19 protein-coding genes are annotated in these 19,570 nt (G+C 58.9%); 15 read left to right on the top strand and 4 right to left on the bottom strand.

Annotation, left to right across the window (positions count from 1 at the left end; all coding sequences use genetic code 11):
* Positions 1–52 precede the first annotated feature (52 nt).
* The 12 genes from FIU93_RS24885 to ugpC all read left to right on the top strand — a co-directional run bounded on the left by FIU93_RS24885 (position 53) and on the right by ugpC (position 10,964).
* The gene (locus tag FIU93_RS24885; RefSeq protein ID WP_022997654.1) at positions 53–973 is read left to right on the top strand and encodes a branched-chain amino acid ABC transporter permease; all 921 of its coding nucleotides are present in this window, start codon (positions 53–55) and stop codon (positions 971–973) included.
* Entirely contained in the window at positions 970–1,953 is a 984-nt protein-coding gene (locus FIU93_RS24880; RefSeq protein WP_152507069.1) for a branched-chain amino acid ABC transporter permease, read from the top strand. The genes FIU93_RS24885 and FIU93_RS24880 overlap by 4 nt, the downstream gene beginning before the upstream one ends.
* Entirely contained in the window at positions 1,946–2,695 is a 750-nt protein-coding gene (locus FIU93_RS24875; RefSeq protein WP_022997652.1) for an ABC transporter ATP-binding protein, read from the top strand. Before FIU93_RS24880 ends, FIU93_RS24875 begins: the two co-directional genes overlap by 8 nt.
* On the top strand, positions 2,692–3,381 hold the full coding sequence (locus FIU93_RS24870; protein WP_055659143.1) for an ABC transporter ATP-binding protein: 690 nt from the start codon (positions 2,692–2,694) through the stop codon (positions 3,379–3,381). Before FIU93_RS24875 ends, FIU93_RS24870 begins: the two co-directional genes overlap by 4 nt.
* A gap of 3 nt (positions 3,382–3,384) precedes the next feature.
* On the top strand, positions 3,385–3,786 hold the full coding sequence (locus FIU93_RS24865) for a thioesterase family protein (RefSeq protein ID WP_152507068.1): 402 nt from the start codon (positions 3,385–3,387) through the stop codon (positions 3,784–3,786).
* 100 nt (positions 3,787–3,886) lie between these two features.
* Positions 3,887–4,282: a RidA family protein gene (locus FIU93_RS24860; RefSeq protein WP_022997649.1), complete on the top strand. Its 396-nt coding sequence runs from the start codon at positions 3,887–3,889 to the stop codon at positions 4,280–4,282.
* A gap of 611 nt (positions 4,283–4,893) precedes the next feature.
* Positions 4,894–5,652 (top strand): FCD domain-containing protein, encoded by a 759-nt coding sequence (locus tag FIU93_RS24855; RefSeq protein WP_228868926.1) that lies wholly within the window; start codon positions 4,894–4,896, stop codon positions 5,650–5,652.
* The gene (locus FIU93_RS24850; RefSeq protein ID WP_022997646.1) at positions 5,645–6,808 is read left to right on the top strand and encodes an aminotransferase class I/II-fold pyridoxal phosphate-dependent enzyme; all 1,164 of its coding nucleotides are present in this window, start codon (positions 5,645–5,647) and stop codon (positions 6,806–6,808) included. Before FIU93_RS24855 ends, FIU93_RS24850 begins: the two co-directional genes overlap by 8 nt.
* A gap of 44 nt (positions 6,809–6,852) precedes the next feature.
* On the top strand, positions 6,853–8,109 hold the full coding sequence (locus FIU93_RS24845) for a sugar ABC transporter substrate-binding protein (RefSeq protein ID WP_031268042.1): 1,257 nt from the start codon (positions 6,853–6,855) through the stop codon (positions 8,107–8,109).
* A gap of 65 nt (positions 8,110–8,174) precedes the next feature.
* Positions 8,175–9,038 carry a sugar ABC transporter permease gene (locus FIU93_RS24840; protein ID WP_228148102.1) on the top strand — a complete coding sequence of 288 codons (864 nt, stop codon included), beginning with the start codon at positions 8,175–8,177 and terminating at the stop codon, positions 9,036–9,038.
* A 9-nt stretch (positions 9,039–9,047) separates the two neighbouring features.
* Positions 9,048–9,890, top strand: coding sequence for a carbohydrate ABC transporter permease (locus FIU93_RS24835; protein WP_022997643.1), 843 nt, complete (start codon positions 9,048–9,050; stop codon positions 9,888–9,890).
* A gap of 12 nt (positions 9,891–9,902) precedes the next feature.
* A complete protein-coding gene (ugpC, locus tag FIU93_RS24830) occupies positions 9,903–10,964 on the top strand; it encodes a sn-glycerol-3-phosphate ABC transporter ATP-binding protein UgpC (RefSeq protein ID WP_152507067.1) in 1,062 nt (353 codons plus the stop codon).
* A 57-nt stretch (positions 10,965–11,021) separates the two neighbouring features.
* Here the strand turns inward: ugpC and FIU93_RS24825 are convergent, their stop codons facing one another.
* The 4 genes from FIU93_RS24825 to FIU93_RS24810 form a co-directional block, all read right to left on the bottom strand.
* The gene (locus FIU93_RS24825) at positions 11,022–12,434 is read right to left on the bottom strand and encodes a metallophosphoesterase (protein WP_152507066.1); all 1,413 of its coding nucleotides are present in this window, start codon (positions 12,432–12,434) and stop codon (positions 11,022–11,024) included.
* Positions 12,435–12,544: 110 nt separating this feature from the next.
* A complete protein-coding gene (locus FIU93_RS24820) occupies positions 12,545–13,822 on the bottom strand; it encodes a TRAP transporter large permease (RefSeq protein ID WP_152507065.1) in 1,278 nt (425 codons plus the stop codon).
* A gap of 13 nt (positions 13,823–13,835) precedes the next feature.
* Positions 13,836–14,423, bottom strand: coding sequence for a TRAP transporter small permease (locus tag FIU93_RS24815; RefSeq protein ID WP_173017403.1), 588 nt, complete (start codon positions 14,421–14,423; stop codon positions 13,836–13,838).
* Positions 14,424–14,440: 17 nt separating this feature from the next.
* Positions 14,441–15,418 carry a sialic acid TRAP transporter substrate-binding protein SiaP gene (locus FIU93_RS24810; protein WP_031268038.1) on the bottom strand — a complete coding sequence of 326 codons (978 nt, stop codon included), beginning with the start codon at positions 15,416–15,418 and terminating at the stop codon, positions 14,441–14,443.
* 236 nt (positions 15,419–15,654) lie between these two features.
* Between FIU93_RS24810 and FIU93_RS24805 the strand changes: the two genes are divergently transcribed.
* The 3 genes from FIU93_RS24805 (at position 15,655) to FIU93_RS24795 (ending at position 19,570) form a co-directional block, all read left to right on the top strand.
* Positions 15,655–16,425, top strand: a complete 771-nt coding sequence (locus FIU93_RS24805; RefSeq protein ID WP_152507063.1) for a GntR family transcriptional regulator — start codon at positions 15,655–15,657, stop codon at positions 16,423–16,425.
* A gap of 797 nt (positions 16,426–17,222) precedes the next feature.
* A complete protein-coding gene (locus FIU93_RS24800; protein ID WP_022997635.1) occupies positions 17,223–18,476 on the top strand; it encodes an ABC transporter substrate-binding protein in 1,254 nt (417 codons plus the stop codon).
* A 179-nt stretch (positions 18,477–18,655) separates the two neighbouring features.
* The gene (locus tag FIU93_RS24795) at positions 18,656–19,570 is read left to right on the top strand and encodes a sugar ABC transporter permease (RefSeq protein ID WP_023000238.1); all 915 of its coding nucleotides are present in this window, start codon (positions 18,656–18,658) and stop codon (positions 19,568–19,570) included.

The raw sequence follows: 19,570 nt of genomic DNA, 5'->3' as shown, positions 1-19,570 counted from the left end.
TGACCCAAAAGCCGGTGCGGGAAACCGCGCCGGCCAAAGGGGCGGGGTACTCATGTCACTGATATTGCTCATAGAGCAGGTTCTGAACGGCCTGCAATTCGGCATCATGCTGTTTCTGATGGCCGCCGGGCTGACCTTGATCTTCGGCGTCATGGGTTTGATCAACCTTGCCCATGGTTCGCTTTACATGATCGGGGCGTTCTGCGCGGCGGCTGTTGCGGCTGCAACCGGATCGTTTCTGCTGGGCCTCGTGGCGGCACTTGCCGGTGCTGCCATCGCGGGCGCCTTGGTCGAGTTGGTGGTCATCCGCCGGCTTTACGCCAAGGATCATCTGGATCAGGTGCTGGCGACATTCGCGCTGATCCTGATCTTCTCCGAAGGAACGCGCTGGATCTTCGGTTCCTTTCCGCTGTTTCTCGACGTGCCGGAATTCCTGTCCGGTCCGGTCACGTTGCCGGGCGGCATCGAATATCCTCTCTACCGGCTGACGTTGATTGCCGTCGGCCTTGCCGTGGCGCTCGGTCTCTGGATGCTGATTTCCAGAACGCGTCTCGGTGTGCAGATAAGGGCAGGGGAAAATGACCGCGAGATGATCGCGGCCCTCGGCATCGACATTGCGCGGCTCTATACCATCGTCTTCGCGCTTGGCGCTGCTCTGGCAGGACTTGCCGGCGCCCTGGTCGGTGCCATCCAGTCGGTGCAGGTCGGCATGGGGGAACCGGTGTTGATCCTGGCTTTCGTCGTCATCGTCATCGGCGGCATCGGCTCCATCAAGGGGGCGCTTGTGGGCGCTATCCTGGTCGGATTGACCGATACGCTCGGCGGCATCTTCCTGCCGGAGATCCTGAAACTGTTCCTTGATCCGTCGACAGCCACGTCCGTCGGATCCTCGCTCGCCTCCATGGCGATCTATATCCTCATGGCTGCGGTGCTGATCCTGCGTCCTGCCGGTCTGTTCGGAGCGCGCGCATGATCCGGGAACGCTATCTCAATGCGCTGACGCTGGCGCTCTTCGTCGCGATCCCTTTTTGGGCGATCTCGGCGGAAGAACCCTTCACCATTACGCTGATGACGCGTGCCGTCGTCTTTGCGATCGCGGCCGTTGGCCTCAACATCGCGCTCGGCCTTGGCGGGTTGGTCAGTCTCGGTCACGCGGTCTTCTTCGGCCTCGGCGGTTATGCCATGGGTATCCTCGCCTACCATGCCCAGAACTATACCGCGCTCACCGAGTGGCCATTGCTGATCGAAGGCACGAAGTCCATGCCGGTGATCTGGCTTGTGGCCGTCGTGGTGTCTTCCCTGGCTGCGCTGGTGATCGGGATCCTGTCCTTGAGAACGGCAGGGGTCTACTTCATCATGATCACGCTGGCCTTTGGCCAGATGTTCTTCTTCTTTGCCATTTCCTGGGCGGAATATGGCGGAGAGGACGGACTGTCGATCTATGTCCGCAACGGGTTTCCGGGGCTCAATACGCTGGACCCAATCCAGTTCTACGGGCTTTGCCTGGGCCTTTTGTGCGTTGTGCTGCTGTTTGCATGGCGGCTGTCGGGGTCTCCCTTTGGTCTTGCTCTCAATGCTGCCCGGCAGGTTCCCGTTCGTGTGGAGACCGCGGGACTGGACCCTGTGCGACTGAAGCTCGTTGCCTTCGTTGTGTCCGGCGCCATCACGGGTCTCGCGGGGGCGCTGTTTGCCGACCTGAACCGCTTCGTCAGTCCGACGATGTTCAGCTGGCAGACCAGTGGCGAGATCATGATCTTCATCATCATCGGTGGGGTCGGACGGCTTTTCGGGCCTGTGGTCGGCGCGCTGGTCTTTGTCGCGCTGGAGCACTGGCTCGGAGCCTTGAGCGACTTCTGGCACATCTACCTGGGGCTGTTGCTTCTGGTCATCGTGCTCTTCGGCAAGGGCGGTGTGATCGGCATGATTTGCGGACGGGAGGCTGTTCATGACTGATGCTGTCCTGCAAACAAACGGCATTTCCAAGAGCTTTGGTGCCTTGCGAGCCAGCCGTGACATCTCCATCGATCTGAAGCCTGGCGAGATCCACGCGATCATCGGTCCCAATGGTGCCGGCAAGTCCACCCTGATCGGGCAGATTTGCGGAACACTGCGGCCTGATGCCGGGTCGGTTCGCCTGCTGGGCAGGGACGTGACGCATCAACCGACACGCGCCCGCGCGCGTGCCGGCCTCGGGCGTACCTTCCAGATCTCTTCGCTGGCCATGGAAGACACGGTTCTCCAGAACGTTCTGCTCGGGGCACTGGGCGCCAGCGGTCGGCCCTGGAGGTTCTTCTCCAACGTGACCAGGGACACCTCCTTGCGTGAAACCGCCGAAGAAGCACTCGCCCGTGTCGGCCTGTTGGACCAGGCACGCATGCGCACGGCGGAGCTCAGTCACGGTCAGCGCCGTCAGCTGGAAGTGGCCGTTGCGCTGACGCAGAAACCAAAGGCGCTTGTCATGGATGAACCCATGGCAGGCATGGGCTCTGAAGGCTCGAAGCTGCTCACCGGTTTTCTCGATCAGCTCCGGCACGAAGCGCCGATCCTTCTCGTCGAACACGACATGGACGCGGTCTTTTCGCTGGCAGACCGTATCAGTGTGCTGGTGTACGGCGAGGTGATTGCCACCGGCACGGTCGATGAAATCCGGTCCAACGCCGCCGTTAAGGAAGCTTACCTGGGAGACGAAGCATGAGCAGTCTTCTGACACTGTCCAACGTGACGGCCTCCTATGGCGCCAGTCAGGCGCTTTTCGGCGTTGATCTGGAAATCGGCGAGGGCGAAGTGCTGGCACTGCTTGGCCGCAACGGCATGGGCAAGTCGACCACGGTCAAATGCATTTGCCGGATGCTCTCCGCGCAAGGCTCGCTGACATTTGCCGGTCATGACCTTGCCCGCCTACCGAGCCACAAGGCTGCCCGGTTGGGACTGGGCCTTGTTCCGGAAGGGCGTCGCTGTTTCAGCACCTTGAGCGTTCAGGAAAACCTGATCGCGGCGGCTCGGCGCGGCGACTGGACCTTCGAGCGCGTCATCGGCATGTTTCCGCGGCTTGGTGAACGGCGCGGCCAGCGGGCGGGTTCGCTGTCGGGTGGCGAACAGCAGATGCTCGCCATTGGCCGAGCCCTGATGACCAACCCGAAGCTGCTGATCCTGGACGAAGCGACCGAAGGTCTGGCCCCTGTCATCCGCCAGGAAATCTGGGCCGTGATCCGTCAGTTGAAGGCGGAAACGGGGCTCGCGATCCTCGTCATCGACAAGTCGATCAAGGAACTGCGCCAGGTTTGCGACCGGGCGACGATCCTGGAGCGCGGCACATCCGTCTGGACTGGCGGTATTGATGCTCTGACCGACGACGTCACTGCCAAGTACATCGGAGTTTGAGTGATGTTCCGGTTCGAGCAACCCATCTTGTTCAAGCATTGCGATCCGGCGGGGATTGTCTTCTATCCCCGCTATTTCGAGATGATGAACGATTGTGTCGAAGCCTTTTTCGACAAGGTCGTCGAATGGCCGTTCAAGGACATTCACAAGGTGGGAGCCGTACCGACTGCGGAAATTCGTACGCGTTTCATGGCTCCGAGCAAACTGGGCGATCTTCTGGTGCTCGGCTTGAACGTGACCAAGGTTGGCCGGACCAGTTGCGGCATCGCAATCAGCGCGCAATGCGATGGCGAGGTGCGCTTCCAGACCGAGCTGACCATCGTCAACGTGGACAGCAGCGGTAGACCGGAGCCATGGCCGGAACAGGTAAAACAACGATTTCTGGACCAGTCGGCACTCGCTTGAGCGACGACCGGTTCAACAGGTAGGGAGCGATCAGCCTTGAGAGTTCAATCCAGTCGGATTGATTTTCAGCTGATCCGGAAGACAAGGAAAGTCAGGATCAATGACGGTCAAAAGCATTCAACCCGACGGCTGGGCCCCGGCAAAAGGCTATGCAAACGGCATGTTGACGGAGGGCAAGACGCTCCATATCGGCGGCCAGATCGGCTGGAACAAGGACCAGGTCTTTGAAACCAGTGACTTCGTCGGCCAGATGGAACAGACGCTCGCCAACATTGTGGCTATCGTCGAGGCTGCCGGTGGAGCCGTGACCGATATCGCTCGCCTGACATGGTTCATTACGGACAAACGCGAATATCTTGCCCGGCAGAGAGAAGTCGGTGAAGCCTACCGCCGGGTGATGGGGCGGCATTTCCCGGCCATGTCGGTCGTCGTGGTGGCTGGCCTCATCGAGGACGATGCATTGATCGAAATCGAGGCAACCGCCCAGGTCGGCTGACCCTCAAAACTGTCCTGTTGGAACCATAAGCAGCCCGGCACCTCGTGCCGGGCTTTTGTTTACAGCCTCCGCGACAGGCCGTCTTCGGGACAATCTCCCACCTCGATTTCGTCCTCCCGGACGGAGCGCAGCGCAGATCCTGGAACGGGGAAGCTGAGGCCTGTCGATAGGAGGCGGGCCACCGCCGTCGCCAGCGGCTCCCCGATCCCGGCTCGCGCGTTGCTTGGCCGGGATGACGGCGGTGAGTTTGATAGTTGTGAGAAGCGGTGGGGCAGCTCAGCTGGCTGCCCTTTGGATAATCTCCCACCTAGATTTCGTCTTCCCGGACGGAGCGCAGCGCAGATCCGGGACCGGGGAACCGGGGCCAGTCGATAGGGCAGGAGGACTTGCCGCCGCTGCCAGCGGCTCTCCGATCCCGGCTCGCGCGTTGCTTGGCCGGGATGACGATGGTGAGGGTGATTGTGGTGAGAGGCGTGGAGCTGCGGTGGCTGGTGTTCTTCGCGAGAGTGTGAAATTCACTCAATAAAACAATTGTTTAAACGGGATAGCGCTTTGCCTAAAAATTATGTCAGACAAAGTGTTTACAATGTCAGACAAAGTGGTAACGTGAGATGGCAAACAAAGAAGGTCGACATCTGTCCATGCCGGAAAATGCACAACAGCCGAAACCGGAAACGGGGTCTGCAGCAGCGAGTGAGCCGCGGGATGTGCCGCGAGCCCTGATCAGCCTCATCGAGCAGGAAGGCCTCAAGATCGGGGATCGTCTGCCGCCGGAACTGGAGCTTGTGCGCCGTCTCGGCTTTGGCAGGTCGACCATTCGCGAGACGCTCAAGACCTGGGAAAGCATGGGTGTCGTCAGCCGCAACAAAGGAGCCGGCACAAGGCTCATCGCGGAAATATCAACCAATACACTGCGCGTGGCCCTCACCATCAAACATGAAGCCGAGAGCCTGTTGCGAATGCAGCAGGTTCGACGGCCTCTGGAAATCGAGTCGGTGCGTATCGCAACGAGATCCGCAACGCCGGACCAGCGCCGCATCATCAATGCCCGGGCGGCGGAACTGATGGCTGTGTTCGAAGCCGGTGAAGACTGGCGCCCGGCCGACCATCGGTTTCACAACGCCGTTCACGATGCGACCGGCAATCCCCTGTTCAGACAGTTCATCGAACAGATCCAGAAAGCCTTTCACGACATTTACGAAACACCGTTCGGCAAGCCGCATCTCGGCCAGGACACCATCCCGCTGCACCGCCCGCTTGCCGACGCGATCATCGCCGGTGACGAGGACAAGGCAGCGGAACTGACCGAGATGATCATCGATATGGTCTGTGCCGAAACCCAGAAAATTTCAGAGGAACACGATGGCTGACGCTGTGCCGGGTGGATATTCGATCGAGACGCTGCTGGCGGCTGCTGCCGAGACAGGAGGCGCTGTGGCGCCGCCGATCGTGCAGACGTCTCTCTTCACCTTCGACAACTACAAGGCCTTCGAAGACCGGATGGCGGGCCGCTCCAACGAGCCGCTCTATACACGGGTTCAGAACCCCACTGTGGCTGCCTTTGAAAAGCTGATGGCCCAGGCGGAAGAGGGCGAAGCTGCTGTCGGTTTTGCGTCCGGCATGGCAGCGGTCTCCTCCACCGTTCTTGCCTTCGTCAAGCCGGGTGACCGAATTGCCTGCATCGAGCATGTCTATCCGGATGCCTATCGCCTGTTCGAGCGTATGCTGCGCCCGTTTGGCGTCGGGGTTACCTATCATTCAATTGAGGAGTTCCAGTCGGATCCGGATCTGCTCAAGGGCGTGAAGCTCGCCTATCTGGAAAGCCCGACCTCCGTCGTCTTCAAGACGCTGGATCTCGGACTTGTCGCCTCACATGCGAAAAAGCACGGCACGATCACCGTAATCGACAACTCCTGGGCAACACCGCTCTTCCAGCGCCCACTGACCCTCGGCATCGACATCGTTCTGCATTCTGCCTCCAAGTACCTGTCCGGCCATTCCGACACGGTTGCCGGCGTGGTGGTGGCTCGCCAGGACCTGATCGACCGTATCCGGGACCTGACCCTGCCGCTGCTCGGCGGCAAGCTTGCGCCATTCGAGGCTTTCCTGCTGACCCGGGGACTGCGCACCCTCGGCCCGCGCATGCGCCAGCATCAGGCGACCGCGAACCTGTTTGTTGACCGGCTGGCGAGCCACCCGCATGTCAGTGCTGTGCATTCGCCCGGGCCGAACATCGTGCCTGGTCTGACCGGCCGCTCGGGCCTGTTGTCCGTCGCGCTGAACGACAACGTCGACATCCCGAACCTTGCCGACAGCCTGAAGCTGTTCCGACTTGGCGTCAGCTGGGGTGGTTTCGAAAGCCTGATCCTGCCGACACGCATCGGCCTCAACCAGGCCGGTGAGCAGAATTCAATGCAACGCTTTGGCGTGTCCGACCGGATCGTACGCCTCAGCCTGGGGTTGGAAGACCCCAACGATCTTTGGGCCGACTTCGAGGCGGCCCTGAGCAAAAGCGCCCGGACATAAGACGGCGCAATTCAAACCAAACCTGAAAGAAGCGGAGTTGAACCATGAGGGGACTGATAGGAGCAATTAGCGCATTGGCGTTTCTGGCAGGCTCGGCAGCGAGCGCGGAAACCCTGAAGCTGGTGGAAGTGATCACCAGCCCGGAGCGCACGGAAGTACTGCAGAAGCAAGTGGACGCCTTCGAGGCTGCCAACCCGGGCACTGAAGTTGAAATCGTCTCGCTGCCCTGGGGCCAGGCCTTTGAAAAGCTGGCAACCATGGTGGCCGGTGGCGACATTCCCGATGTCGTTGAAATGCCGGACCGTTGGGCGGGCATCTACAAGGACAGGCTGGTCGATCTGAACGACAAGATCGCAGGTTGGGAATATGGTGGCACGCTGACCCAGAAAACTCTGGACATGGGCCGCCAGACCGACGGCAAGACGGCACGGATGATCCCTTACGGCTTCTATCTGCGCGCCATGTTCTACAACAAGAAGCTGCTGGCGGAAGCCGGTGTCGAAAATCCGCCGAGCACGATGGCGGAATTCATGGATGCGGCCAAGGCCGTTTCCGAACTGGACGGAAAATACGGATATTGTCTCCGGGGCGGACCTGGTGGGCTCAACGGCTGGATCATGATGGCCGCCACCATGAACGGGGACAACACCTTCTTTGACGCCGATGGCAAGAGCACGCTCAACCAGCCGGGTTCCGTCGAAGGCATCCAGTTCCTGATCGACATGTACCAGAACGGCTATGCCCCGAAGGATTCCGTCAGCTGGGGCTTCAACGAGATCGTGGCCGGCTTCTATTCGGGAACCTGTGCGTTCCTCGATCAGGACCCGGATGCGCTGATCGCGGTTGCCGAGCGTATGGCGCCGGAAGACTTCGCTGTGGTTCCGATGCCTGTCGGTCCGGCCGGCAAGGCTTTCCCGACCATCGGTTTCGCCGGTTGGGCGATGTTCGACACGACCAGCAACGAAGACCTTTCGTGGAAGCTGATTGCGCATCTGTCCAGCCCGGAAACCAACAAGGAATGGGCGAAGCGCGTTGGCGTCATTCCGATCCATGAAGGTGCCGAGCAGGATCCGTACTTCAAGACCGAGCAGTTCAAGGGCTGGTTCGACACCCTGAACGGCGACCAGTACATCCCGACGGTCATGCCGACCTATCTGGAGCAGTTCGGTTACTTCGCGGACTCCATCGCCCTGGAATCCAGCCAGGAAGCCCTCCTGGGTGAAATCTCCGCACAGGAAGTGGCCGACAAATGGGCCGAGTTCCTGACGGAAGAATATGGCCGCTGGAAAGCCGCGCAATGACCACGATCGACACTGCCGTGCCCGGGAAAAAATCCCGGGCTCGGCCCACCTTCTACTTCCGTTACATGGTGGAGCCTTATCTCTACCTGACCCCGGCAATCGTGCTGATTGCCCTGGTGATGCTGGTGCCGCTGGTGATCGGCGTTTCCTATGCCTTCCAGGCCGTCAACCTGCTGCGCCCGTTCCAGTCGGGCTGGGTCGGCTTCGCCAACTTCGAGGCCTTGTGGTCTGACCGGAAGTTCTGGCTGGCGCTCACCAATACGTTCTGGTGGACGCTCGGGTCGATTTTCTTCCAGTTCTTCCTGGGACTTGGCCTCGCGATGCTGCTGAACACACAGTTCCACGGCAAGCGCATTGTTCAGGCACTGGTCTTTCTGCCCTGGGCCGTACCGACGTTCCTGTCGGCTCTCACCTGGGCCTGGCTCTTCAACCCGACCATCGGACCACTGCCGCACTGGCTGGCCGCTCTAGGGATCCTTTCGGAGCCGTTCAACATCCTGGGTGACAAGGACCTGGCCATGTGGGGACCTGTGACCGCAAACGTCTGGTTCGGCATTCCCTTCTTCGCCATCACGCTGCTGGCTGCGCTGCAGTCCATCCCGGGCGAACTTTACGAGGCTGCGGAAATTGATGGCGCGACCGCCTGGCAGACCTTCACCAAGATCACGCTGCCGTTCCTGGCACCGATGATCGCAATCACCGTCATGCTGAGGACGATCTGGATCGCGAATTTCGCCGATCTCATCTTCGTCATGACCGGCGGCGGACCTGCAAACTCGACGCAGATCCTGTCGACCTACATTTTCACAACTGCCTTCCGGAAACTCGATTTCGGCTATGCCTCCGCAATCGCGGTCGCGCTCCTGGGGCTGCTGCTGATCTACGCGGCAATCCTGCTGGTGCTGCGCCGGAAACTGGTCAAGATCTGAGGTGCTTCGATGAGTGCGCTTCGTAATAGCTCGCCTCTGGCGGTTACGGGAAAATATCTGGCTCTGGCGTTTTACGTCGCCTTTGCGCTTTTCCCGCTCTACTGGCTCGTCAAGATCGCGATCACGCCGGACAAGCTGATCTTCACGGAAGGGACGGCGCTCTTTCCGAGCGAGTTTACCTTCGAGAATTTCCAGACTGTTCTGATCGCAACGGATTTCCTGTCCTATTTCAAGAACAGTGTGATCGTGTCCATTGGCACCGCGGCCATCACCACGGCGATTGCCGCGGCTGCCGGATACGCTTTCTCGCGGTTCGATTTTCGCGGCAAACGGCTGATCATCGCCCTGATGCTGATCACCCAGATGTTTCCGCTTCTGATGATCATTGCCCCGATCTACAAGATCGTTGCAGCGATCGGCCTGCTGAACTCGCTTACCAGCCTGATCATCGTCTACACGGCCTTCAACATTCCCTTCGCCACTTTCCTGATGCAGTCCTTCTTTGACGGCATTCCGAAGGATCTGGAGGAGGCCGGCATGATTGACGGTTGCAGCCGCTTCGAAGCGCTCAGGAAAATCATTCTGCCGCTGACGCTTCCGGGGCTTGGGGCGACGCTGGGCTTCGTCTTTACCGCCGCCTGGAGCGAGCTGCTCTTCGCACTCATGCTGATCAACTCCAACGACACCATGACCTTCCCCGTCGGGCTTCTGACTTTCGTTTCGAAGTTCTCTGTCGACTGGGGGCAGATGATGGCCGCCGGCGTGCTCGCACTGGTGCCGTCCTGTCTGTTCTTCATCTTCATCCAGCGCTATCTGGTCCAGGGGCTTACCTCTGGCGCCGTCAAGGGGTAGGAGACCCAGACCATGGCTCGTATCGAACTCAAGAACATCGCCAAGGCCTATGGCTCCGTCGAGGTGATGCGCGATATCAACCTCTCCATCGATGATGGCGAATTCATCGTACTGGTCGGCCCGTCCGGCTGCGGTAAGTCTACGCTGCTGCGCATGATCGCCGGCCTGGAACCGATTTCCGGAGGCGATTTCACGGTAGACGGCAAACGCATGAACGAAGTGCCGCCCCGTGATCGTGACATGGCCATGGTTTTCCAGTCTTATGCACTTTATCCGCATATGGATGTGGCGCGGAACATGGGCTTCTCGCTGGAAATCCGTAAAGCGGCCAACGAGGAGCGGGTAAGCAAGGTGCAGGAAGCCGCCAGGACACTTGGCCTGAGCAATCTGACAGCACGCCTGCCCAAGCAACTTTCAGGCGGACAGCGCCAGCGTGTCGCCATGGGCCGAGCAATCGTCCGTGATCCAAGCGCCTTCCTGTTCGATGAGCCGCTGTCCAATCTCGATGCGGCACTACGTGTCGAAATGCGCCTGGAAATCGCCCGGCTGCACCAGCGTCTGAAGTCGACGATGATTTATGTGACCCACGACCAGGTGGAAGCCCTGACGCTGGCCGACAGGATCGTGGTCCTGAATGCTGGCGACATTCAGCAGGTGGGCACGCCTCTGGAGCTCTATGACACCCCTGCCAACAAGTTCGTTGCCCAGTTCATCGGGTCTCCGACCATGAACATCCTCGATATCGAACCGAAGGAAGGCGGCGTTGCACTGAAGAACGGCGCCAGCCTCGGCCTTGGGTTGAGCAACGGGCAAGCAGCTGCAAGGGAGTTGGGGGTCCGTCCGGAACATCTCAACATCGTCGCCCAAGACGTCGCTCATATTTCCGGAACGGCCGAACTGGTCGAGCACCTGGGCTCGGACACCAACATTCACGCAAGTGTGCCAGGCATCGGTCAGGTCCTGGTGCGCGAGCACGGGCATTTCGCGCTGAAATCCGGTGATCCGGTCGGCATCGCGCTGGATCTGGACAAGACACATCTGTTCGATGCTGAAGGCCGACGCCTGGCAGCCTGAGTGCGTGGGGAACTCAACCTCCCACTTGCTCAGGCTGACTAAAAAGTGCGCGCACGGTCAGTTGCTGCTGCAGAGGCAGGCTTTGTAGGCGTCCGGGCTGGTGGCATCGAGCGCGCAGCCATATGCCTGCCAATTGACGGGATCGATTTCCGGGGTCGCTGATTGAACGGCATAGAGATTACTGAACCGCTGGCGCAGTGGCTCGTCGTTCTGAAGCGTCTTGGCGAGTGAAGCCCGGCTGGCGGCGGAAAGGTCCGGAACCGCATAGGTTGAGCGATAGTCATATTCGAACTGCCAGTCCGGTTTTGCACCGGCGGCGGCAGCTTCGAGGTTCGTCAGATAGAAGGTCGCCGAGTCCTTCACCGCGCCGCTGGTCCTGTCGTATAGAAAGACTACAAAGGCCGGGTTGTTGCCGAAAACAGGGCTGACCGATGCCGTTATCTGGTTCGCAATCAACGGTTCACCCGAAGCATCATTGATGACAGTGAAGCCGTCCATATGCGTGTGGCCGGAAAACGTGTAGTCGACGGTGCCGGCATATTTGTACATCAGCTCCAGAAAGTCCGTGAGGTAATGCTCGTGCCAGAAGAGGTGGATACTGGCCTCACACGTCTCCTTGTCTGCATGGCGCGCCGTATCGCGAGCATCGGCGCCTGGTGGAACATGCATCAGTAGCTGCGCCTTGCGGCCGGCCTGCTGCGTTTCGGCAAGCTGCTCATCCAGCCAGGCCATGACGTCCTTTCCAGGATCGCCGCCATTGGTATTGCAGGCATCCGAATAGTGTTTTGCCCAATAGACGTTGCTGAGGGCGATGATGTCCTGATCCGGCACCGTTGGATGCGTAACCTTGTAGAAGCCGTCTTGCTTGAACGCCTGGAACCCGCCCGGTTGACGGCTCAGCTTCGCCCACTGTTCGCCGACACCTTCGAGAAATGCACTGTCGGGAGCGAGCTGGTAGTCACCGCAGGCTGAATCTTCGTTGCCCAGAACGCCATAGACCGGGATGTTGCCGAACGTATCGCCTAGAAGCTGGGAAACATATTGCGTGGTCTTGATGGCAAACGAGGTCACGCCCTGCGGATTGTCGCCCGCTGTCTTCTGGTAGGTGTCATTGAAGTGGTGGCTCAGGTAGTCGCCGGTATAGAGCACGTAGTCGTAGGTCATGCCTTGGGCTGCCGCCGCATCCAGGGCGGAGACCATCAGCGAGTAGCTGGCATCATTGCCGTAACTCTTGATGTTTTCGGCAGCTCCCTTGAAAATTGCCGTCCACCCGGAGACTGGGCTCTTGTCCAGTGCCGGCACGAGGGCCGGATCACTGAACGGGTCGAAGTGGATGTCGGTGACGATCAGAAACAGACCCTCGTTCGTTCCCGGGTAGAACACCGGTTCCGTGGATTGGGCGCGAACACCGTCGAGCGTCAAAGTGACGGCTGCAAATGCCGCAAAAGAAAATGCCAACCTGTCGAACATTCCGGCCCCCTAGCTGTGCGAAAAATTCCCTAGCGGAATATTGGCACAGTCAAACACGGCACCGGTAAATGGATGTGAACCGCACTTCCGAAAATTGAGCCGATTTGCGCCTACCGGTAGACCAGTGTCGGCAGCCACATCGAAAAGGCCGGAACGAAAGTCAGCAACAGCAGCACCGTGATCAGCGGGACGAGGAAGGGAGCCGTTGCCGTCACGCATCGCTCGAAAGGCACTTGCGCCACTTTTGAAAGCACGTAAAGCACCATGCCGACCGGGGGCGTCAGAAGGCCGATCATCAGGTTCAGGATCATGATGATCCCGAAATGGACCGGATCAATACCCAGGCCGACGGCCACCGGAAGCAGCACCGGCGTCAGAATGGTGATGGCGGCAATTGTTTCCATGAACAGGCCGATCACCAGCACGATCAGCGTGATGATCAGTAGCAGAACGACCTTGTTGTCCGTCAATGCCACCATCAGCTCGGAAAAATGGCGTGCGGTCTGGTTGGCCGTCAGGATCCAGGCGAAAATCGTGGAAGCGGCCACGATCAGCATGATGGCTGCGGTCGTCTCCACCGTCTCGAAGGAAACCTTGAGGATCTTTCTGAAATTCAGCGTCCGATAGACGCCGACACCCAGAAAAATGCACCAGGCGACGGCAGCGATCGCCGCTTCCGTCGGAGTGAAAATGCCGAACATGATGCCGCCGATGATGATCGTCGGTGTCATGAGGGGAAGCAGGGCGTCGAGAAAGGTCTGGCCAAGCCGTGAAAAGCGGAAATTGAGATCCCGCGGATAATTCCTCTGCCGGGAGTACCAGGCAACCATCACCATCAGGGCCAGTGCCATCATGAGGCCGGGAACGATGCCGGCCATGAAAAGCTGGCCGATGGAAGCGTCCGCGATGACGCCGTAGATAACCAGGGGCAAAGACGGAGGTATGATCGGCCCGATAGTGGAAGAGGCAGCTGTGATGCCGACCGCGAAATCCGTATCGTAGCCACTGTCCCGCATGGCCTTGATCTCGATGTTGCCGAGACCTCCCGCATCCGCCACGGCGGCCCCTGACATGCCGGCAAAGATGACACTCGCGCCGACATTCACGTGACCCAGTCCGCCGTGCATCCAGCCGACTGCCGCGCGGGCGAAGGCAAAGATGCGGGTGGTGATGCCTGCAGAGTTCATCAGGTTGCCGGCAAGGATGAAGAAGGGAACCGCAATAAGCGGAAACGAATTAATTCCGTTGACCATGTTTGCCAGCACGATCATCGGCGGCAGGCCTTCTATCAGCACGAAGGCGAGCGAGGCGAGGGCGAGGGCGGCTGCGACCGGCACCCCGATGATCATCAGGGCGAACAGCAGCATCATCATGAACAGGACGGCCATCGGCGAAAACTCTTCAATCGGTTGGCAGGTGGTCGTCCAGCGAGCGGACGAGGTCTTCGGGGCTTTGGCGAAGGCGGCGCCACAGCCAGATGGCCGAGTAGAACGCCATCAGTCCGAGAGCGACGACGCAGATCGTGTAGATCCATGCCTTCGGGATCGGCAGGGAAATCATCTTCTGCCGGGTTTTCTGGGTCAGTTCGATACCGATCCAGGTCATGGAGGCGAAAAAACCGAGCGTGATCGTCTGGGACAGAACGGTCAGAGCTTTCGCAAGACGCGGTGGCACCATGCGCATCAGAAACTCGAGCGTGATATGCGCACCACGCCGCGTCGCGGTGATTGCGCCAAGAAAGCAGACCAGTATCAGCAGATAACGGGCCACTTCCTCGGTCCACGCGAGGGAATCGTTCAGCACATAGCGAGTGAAGAACTGGAGGAAAACGACCACGGCAAGGACCCAGAAGACCAGAATGCCGGGGGCATCGATCCATTTCAGCGCGCTGAGGTCGGTTTCGGTCTCGTCAAAGTGAAGCAGTTCGGGCGCGCCGTCCGCGCGCCCTTGCTCCGATTGTGCGGTGGCCTGTTTCGTTTGGTCAGCCACGGCATCGTTGCTTTGCGTCATTGAGCGAGAGCCTGCATCCGCTCGTAGTGTTCCTGGGTATAGGGAACCTTGGATTCATCGGTCAGGATCGGCTCGACAGCTGCCTGGAAAGCAGCCTTGTCGACTTCGTTTATCTGGATGCCCTGATCAACGAACCACTGCACAAGGTCCTGTTCCGACTGATAGATCTCGTCCGCATTCTGCGCGGCGGCTTCCTTCAGAACTGCGTCCACGGTGGCCGCATCGTCCCCCAGCTGCCCCATCGCGTTTTCGGAAACGACGATGATCAGCGAATTGCCGATATGGCCGGTCAGATTGATGTTGGACTGGACCTCGTAGAACTTCTTGAACTTGATCGTCGGCAGAGGGTTTTCCTGGGCGTCGACAACGCCCTGCTGCAACGCCAGGTACACTTCGGAAAAGGCGATCGGTGTCGGGTTGGCGCCAACTGCATTCGGGAACAGCACCATCAGCGGTGAATCGGGCACACGGATCTTCAAACCCTTCATGTCGTCCGGTTTTGTGATCGGAAACTTGGATGTCACATGGCGGTAGCCGTACCAGGTGATGGCCATCACCGTGTGACCGGTCGCTTCCTTGTAGCCATTGGAAAGGTCGCTGAAGAGGTCACTGTCCCGGTAGGCCTTCCAGTGATCATAGTTCTTCAGCATGAAGGGATAGTCGGAAATGGCGATCGGACCGTAATCGCGTTCGGCGAAGTTGGGCCCGGTATAGATCATGTCGACGGACCCGATGGTCAGGCCTTCGTTGATCTCTGCTTCCTTGCCGAGTGACGAGGCCGGGTAGACCGAGATGGTCACGCGGCCATCCGTTTTTTCCTTGATCTGGTCTGCGGCCCACAGCGCCCATTTGTGGTAGCTGGATCCTTCCTCATAGACATGCGCCCATTTCAGGTCCGCCGCCCAGGACTGTCCAGCCAGGGCAAGTGTCATCGCGGCGGCCAGAAGGCCGCGCTTCATCGTTCTTCCAATCATGTCTGTCCTCCCGTCGGCCGGGGTCGAGCTCCTCCACTCAATCGGCCTATCTTGTATAACTGGTATACAAGTTATTTTACGTATATGACATATTGTCAGAATGCAAACGAATTCGGCTGGTCATCCCTTTGCTGGATTGCTAGTAAACCGGAAAAGAGGGGGAGAAACTGTAGGAATTCGAAGCAGATAGGCTCAGTTCAGCTGCATCTTCGAACCTCTTGGTTTCAGGAAAGACGATGGCCGTATCACTGGATGAAACGCCTTCTGCCGAAGGCAAGACGCGCAAGCCGAGAGCGAAAAATGCACCGCCACGCGGTGCAGCTTCCGGGACCGCCAGACGGGCGGCCCGCAACTCGGAAATCGTCTACCAGGACCTGCGTAACGCGATCATAAATGTCACGCTGCCACCTGGTTCGCCGCTGGCGGAAAAAGACCTGACCGAAAAATACGGCATCAGCCGAACGCCGGTTCGCGAGGCGATCTTGCGGCTGGCGGAAGAGAACCTTGTCGACGTTTTCCCGAAGTCCGGCACCTTCGTTGCCAGGATTCCCGTTTCCGAATTGCGCGAGGCCATCGTCGCGAGGAAAGCGTTGGAGGAAGTCTGCGTTCGCGAAGCCACGATGAAGGCGAGCAAGAGCCAGTTGATGGGGCTGCGGGCGATAGTCCAGCGCGAGCAGGAGCTGGCCGACAAAGGCGACGAACAGGCCTTCCACGAGGCGGACAATGCGTTTCATTCCGGTATCGCCGCAGCCAGCGGTTACCCGGGCATCTGGAACATGATCGAGAAGATCAGGCTGCAGGTGGAGCGCTACCGCAGGCTGACGCTGCCGCAGGAAGGCCGGATGCAACTGATCGTCGGCGAACATGCCGCTGTTCTGGAAGCGATCGAAAAGGGCCATGCAGATGCTGCGGTTGCCAATATGAACAACCATCTCAACAAGCTTCAGATCGATATCGGCACCTTTCAGGATCTGTGGCCCGACTATTTCCTGTTCGACAAGGATTAGGCCTGCCCGTTTGTGGCTCTGGCCCGATCGGAAAATGCGGGCAGTTGGGGCAGGTGGTAACGAGGTGGCTTGAGCCGGCGCGACTGTTGCGCTCCAGGAAGAGCGAGTTTTTGGGGCTGTACTGTGGAAGACGCAGCGGCACAGGCAGCATCCGCCGTTTCTTTTTCAATCGCAACCATTCAAGTGCGCTGTTGCCCGGGTCGGTTTCGGAAAACGGGTCTGGGTGTGGAGGCCTGTTTCAGGCGGCTGGTTCTTATTTCTTTTAGAAAACAGATTGTTATGCCTGATCTCTGAAGCGGGACCTCGACTGAACAGCTCTCGCGACCGTGCAGGACAGGACTGTGCAGAAACCAGCTCGCAAGAGGGCCAAAGCATTTGTTCCGGCTGGAGTAATGCCAGTTATTTACAAGACAACACCGGACAGGCGGAAATCCGCCGGATTTCGGCGTTTGCTGAACGTGGCAAAACAATACCTCTGAGCCTGAAAGGCTGAAAAAACAAATCCAATATAATACCAATAAGCTGCGTGAATGGGCGATTCGGCCTGTGAAAAATGATTTTCACGATTTCAAACTAATAGGTCGACAAGTGGTATCAAATAGGTATTATATGAAATGAGCAGGAGGGCTGATGCTCTCCGGCGCATATTGTTCTGTATCTGGCGGTAAAACAAAAACGCGAATGGCAACGGAAGGTCCCATTAGGGCCGGCCGCGCCGGGAAGCGGGACGGGCTCCAACGCCGTGAACGGACAATTTTGAACGTCCAGCAATGGATGGAACTTTTCGGAGGTGTCTTATGAAACGCAATATTCTAGCTCTGGCGATGGCCAGCACTGCGCTCTTTACGTCGACTGCTTTTGCTGAAGATGTCACGCTGACGATCGAAAGCTGGCGCAACGACGATCTGGCGCTGTGGCAGGAAAAGATCATTCCGGCTTTTGAAGCCTCGCATCCGGGCATCAAGGTGAAATTCACCCCGTCCGCACCGACAGAATACAATGCCGTACTGAACTCCAAGCTTGATGCCGGTTCCGCGGGTGACCTGATCACCTGCCGTCCGTTCGACGCCTCGCTGGCGCTTTATGATGCCGGACACCTGGCGGACTTGTCCGACATGGACGCCATGAACAACTTCTCTGACGTTGCCAAGGCCGCCTGGCAGACGGACGACGGATCGGCAAGCTTTTGTGTGCCGATGGCTGCCGTGATCCACGGCTTCATCTACAACAAGGATGCTTTCAACGAACTGGGCATCGAAGTCCCGACGACCGAGGAAGAGTTCTTCGCCGCTCTCGACAAGATCAAGGAAGACGGCACCTATATCCCGATGGCCATGGGCACCAATGACCAGTGGGAAGCGGCCACCATGGGCTACAACAACATCGGTCCGAACTACTGGAAGGGTGAGGAAGGCCGCAAGGCTCTGATCGCCGGCGAGCAGAAGCTCACCGACGAGCAGTGGGTTGCCCCTTACGCCACGCTGGCAAAATGGGCACCTTACCTTGGCGATGGCTACGAGGCCCAGACCTATCCGGACAGCCAGAACATCTTCACGCTTGGCCGTGCAGCGGTCTATCCGGCCGGCAGCTGGGAAATTTCGGGCTTCAACACCCAGGCCGATTTCGAAATGGGTGCTTTCAAGCCGCCGCTCCGCAACGCTGGCGACAAGTGCTACATCTCCGATCATACCGACATCGGCATCGGCATGAACGCCAAGACCGAGCATCCCGAACAGGCCAAGGAATTCCTGGCTTGGGTGGCTTCTCCTGAATTCGCCACCATCTTCGGCAACGCTCTGCCGGGCTTCTTCCCGCTCTCCAAGACGCCGGTTGAACTGGAAGATCCGCTTGCGAAGGAATTCGCCAGCTGGCGCGGCGAGTGCGAAAGCACCATCAGGTCCACCTACCAGATCCTGTCCCGCGGCACGCCGAACCTGGAAAACGAAACCTGGGGCGCATCCGCTGCCGCTATCAAGGGTACGGAAACGCCTGAGGCACTTGGCAAGAAGCTGCAGGATGGTCTGGCGAGCTGGTACGAGCCGCAGAAGTAATCTGCACGAATGACAAACGGTTCCTTGGCGGTGTTCGCATCGCCCGGGAACTCTGGACCTGGACAGGCCTCTGTCTGCCCAAGGGAAGTCTATATCCCGGGCAGACTTCTGCCTGCCCCAGGGACGTCTATATCCCGGGCAGGCGTCTGCTTGCCCGGGGCATTTGACCGGAGCTTTTTATGAGCAGGCCTCGCTTCCGCTGGCATATCGTCGTGTTCCTGGCCCCAGCGGTCCTTGTTTACACGGCCGTGATGATCTTTCCCCTCTTCAACACGCTTCGTCTTGCCCTCTACAGCAAGATTGACCAGGAGCGCGTCTTCGTGGGGCTGCAGAATTTCACCACGCTTCTTGGCGATCCGCTCTGGTCGGATCAGTTCTGGAACGCGTTGGGGAACAATTTCTGGTTCTTCATCATTCACATGCTGGTTCAGAACCCGATCGGCATCGCCCTGGCGGCCATCCTCAGCCATCCGCGACTGCGGTTTGCGGCCTTCTACCGCTCGGCGATCTTCATTCCCACAATTCTGTCCTTCGTGATTGTCGGTTTCGCATGGAAGCTGATCCTGTCGCCGATCTGGGGCATCGCTCCGTCCATGCTGGATGCCGTCGGTCTGAAGTTCCTGTTCGCGCCCTGGCTCGGCAAGGAAGAGTACGCACTTACCACGTTGTCGCTCATTTCGGTCTGGCAGTTCGTGGGCATCCCGATGATGCTCATCTATGCCGCGCTGCTGTCCATTCCCGAAGAGATACTGGAAGCTGGCGAAATTGACGGCATCACCGGCATGTCGGCCTTCTGGAAGATCAAGCTGCCGCTGATCCTGCCGTCCATCGGCATCATTTCGATCCTGACCTTCGTCGGCAATTTCAACGCCTTCGACCTGATCTACACGGCACAGGGAGCACTGGCCGGGCCGGACTTCTCGACCGATATTCTCGGCACCTTCATGTACCGCACGTTCTTCGGATTCCAGCTTCAGCTGGGTGATCCCTACATGGGTTCGGCAATCGCAAGCGCCATGTTCGCGATCATCCTGATCGGCGTCTGTCTCTACCTCTTCGGCATCCAGACCCGGATGCGCAGATATCAGCTGTAA

The sequence above is a fragment of the Labrenzia sp. THAF35 genome (genome assembly GCF_009363595.1).
Lineage (GTDB): Bacteria > Pseudomonadota > Alphaproteobacteria > Rhizobiales > Stappiaceae > Roseibium > Roseibium algicola.
Note: the sequence above shows the minus strand (reverse complement) of the source record. Positions and strands in the feature narration are given on the sequence as shown.

What these genes read in the sequence shown, in the direction of transcription:
- FIU93_RS24885 (WP_022997654.1), top strand. Translation starts at nt 53, where the DNA reads ATGTCACTGATATTGCTCATAGAGCAGGTTCTGAACGGCCTGCAATTC.
- FIU93_RS24880 (WP_152507069.1), top strand. Translation starts at nt 970, where the DNA reads ATGATCCGGGAACGCTATCTCAATGCGCTGACGCTGGCGCTCTTCGTC.
- FIU93_RS24875 (WP_022997652.1), top strand. Translation starts at nt 1,946, where the DNA reads ATGACTGATGCTGTCCTGCAAACAAACGGCATTTCCAAGAGCTTTGGT.
- FIU93_RS24870 (WP_055659143.1), top strand. Translation starts at nt 2,692, where the DNA reads ATGAGCAGTCTTCTGACACTGTCCAACGTGACGGCCTCCTATGGCGCC.
- FIU93_RS24865 (WP_152507068.1), top strand. Translation starts at nt 3,385, where the DNA reads ATGTTCCGGTTCGAGCAACCCATCTTGTTCAAGCATTGCGATCCGGCG.
- FIU93_RS24860 (WP_022997649.1), top strand. Translation starts at nt 3,887, where the DNA reads ATGACGGTCAAAAGCATTCAACCCGACGGCTGGGCCCCGGCAAAAGGC.
- FIU93_RS24855 (WP_228868926.1), top strand. Translation starts at nt 4,894, where the DNA reads ATGGCAAACAAAGAAGGTCGACATCTGTCCATGCCGGAAAATGCACAA.
- FIU93_RS24850 (WP_022997646.1), top strand. Translation starts at nt 5,645, where the DNA reads ATGGCTGACGCTGTGCCGGGTGGATATTCGATCGAGACGCTGCTGGCG.
- FIU93_RS24845 (WP_031268042.1), top strand. Translation starts at nt 6,853, where the DNA reads ATGAGGGGACTGATAGGAGCAATTAGCGCATTGGCGTTTCTGGCAGGC.
- FIU93_RS24840 (WP_228148102.1), top strand. Translation starts at nt 8,175, where the DNA reads ATGGTGGAGCCTTATCTCTACCTGACCCCGGCAATCGTGCTGATTGCC.
- FIU93_RS24835 (WP_022997643.1), top strand. Translation starts at nt 9,048, where the DNA reads ATGAGTGCGCTTCGTAATAGCTCGCCTCTGGCGGTTACGGGAAAATAT.
- ugpC (WP_152507067.1), top strand. Translation starts at nt 9,903, where the DNA reads ATGGCTCGTATCGAACTCAAGAACATCGCCAAGGCCTATGGCTCCGTC.
- FIU93_RS24825 (WP_152507066.1), bottom strand. Translation starts at nt 12,434, where the DNA reads ATGTTCGACAGGTTGGCATTTTCTTTTGCGGCATTTGCAGCCGTCACT.
- FIU93_RS24820 (WP_152507065.1), bottom strand. Translation starts at nt 13,822, where the DNA reads ATGGCCGTCCTGTTCATGATGATGCTGCTGTTCGCCCTGATGATCATC.
- FIU93_RS24810 (WP_031268038.1), bottom strand. Translation starts at nt 15,418, where the DNA reads ATGATTGGAAGAACGATGAAGCGCGGCCTTCTGGCCGCCGCGATGACA.
- FIU93_RS24805 (WP_152507063.1), top strand. Translation starts at nt 15,655, where the DNA reads ATGGCCGTATCACTGGATGAAACGCCTTCTGCCGAAGGCAAGACGCGC.
- FIU93_RS24800 (WP_022997635.1), top strand. Translation starts at nt 17,223, where the DNA reads ATGAAACGCAATATTCTAGCTCTGGCGATGGCCAGCACTGCGCTCTTT.
- FIU93_RS24795 (WP_023000238.1), top strand. Translation starts at nt 18,656, where the DNA reads ATGAGCAGGCCTCGCTTCCGCTGGCATATCGTCGTGTTCCTGGCCCCA.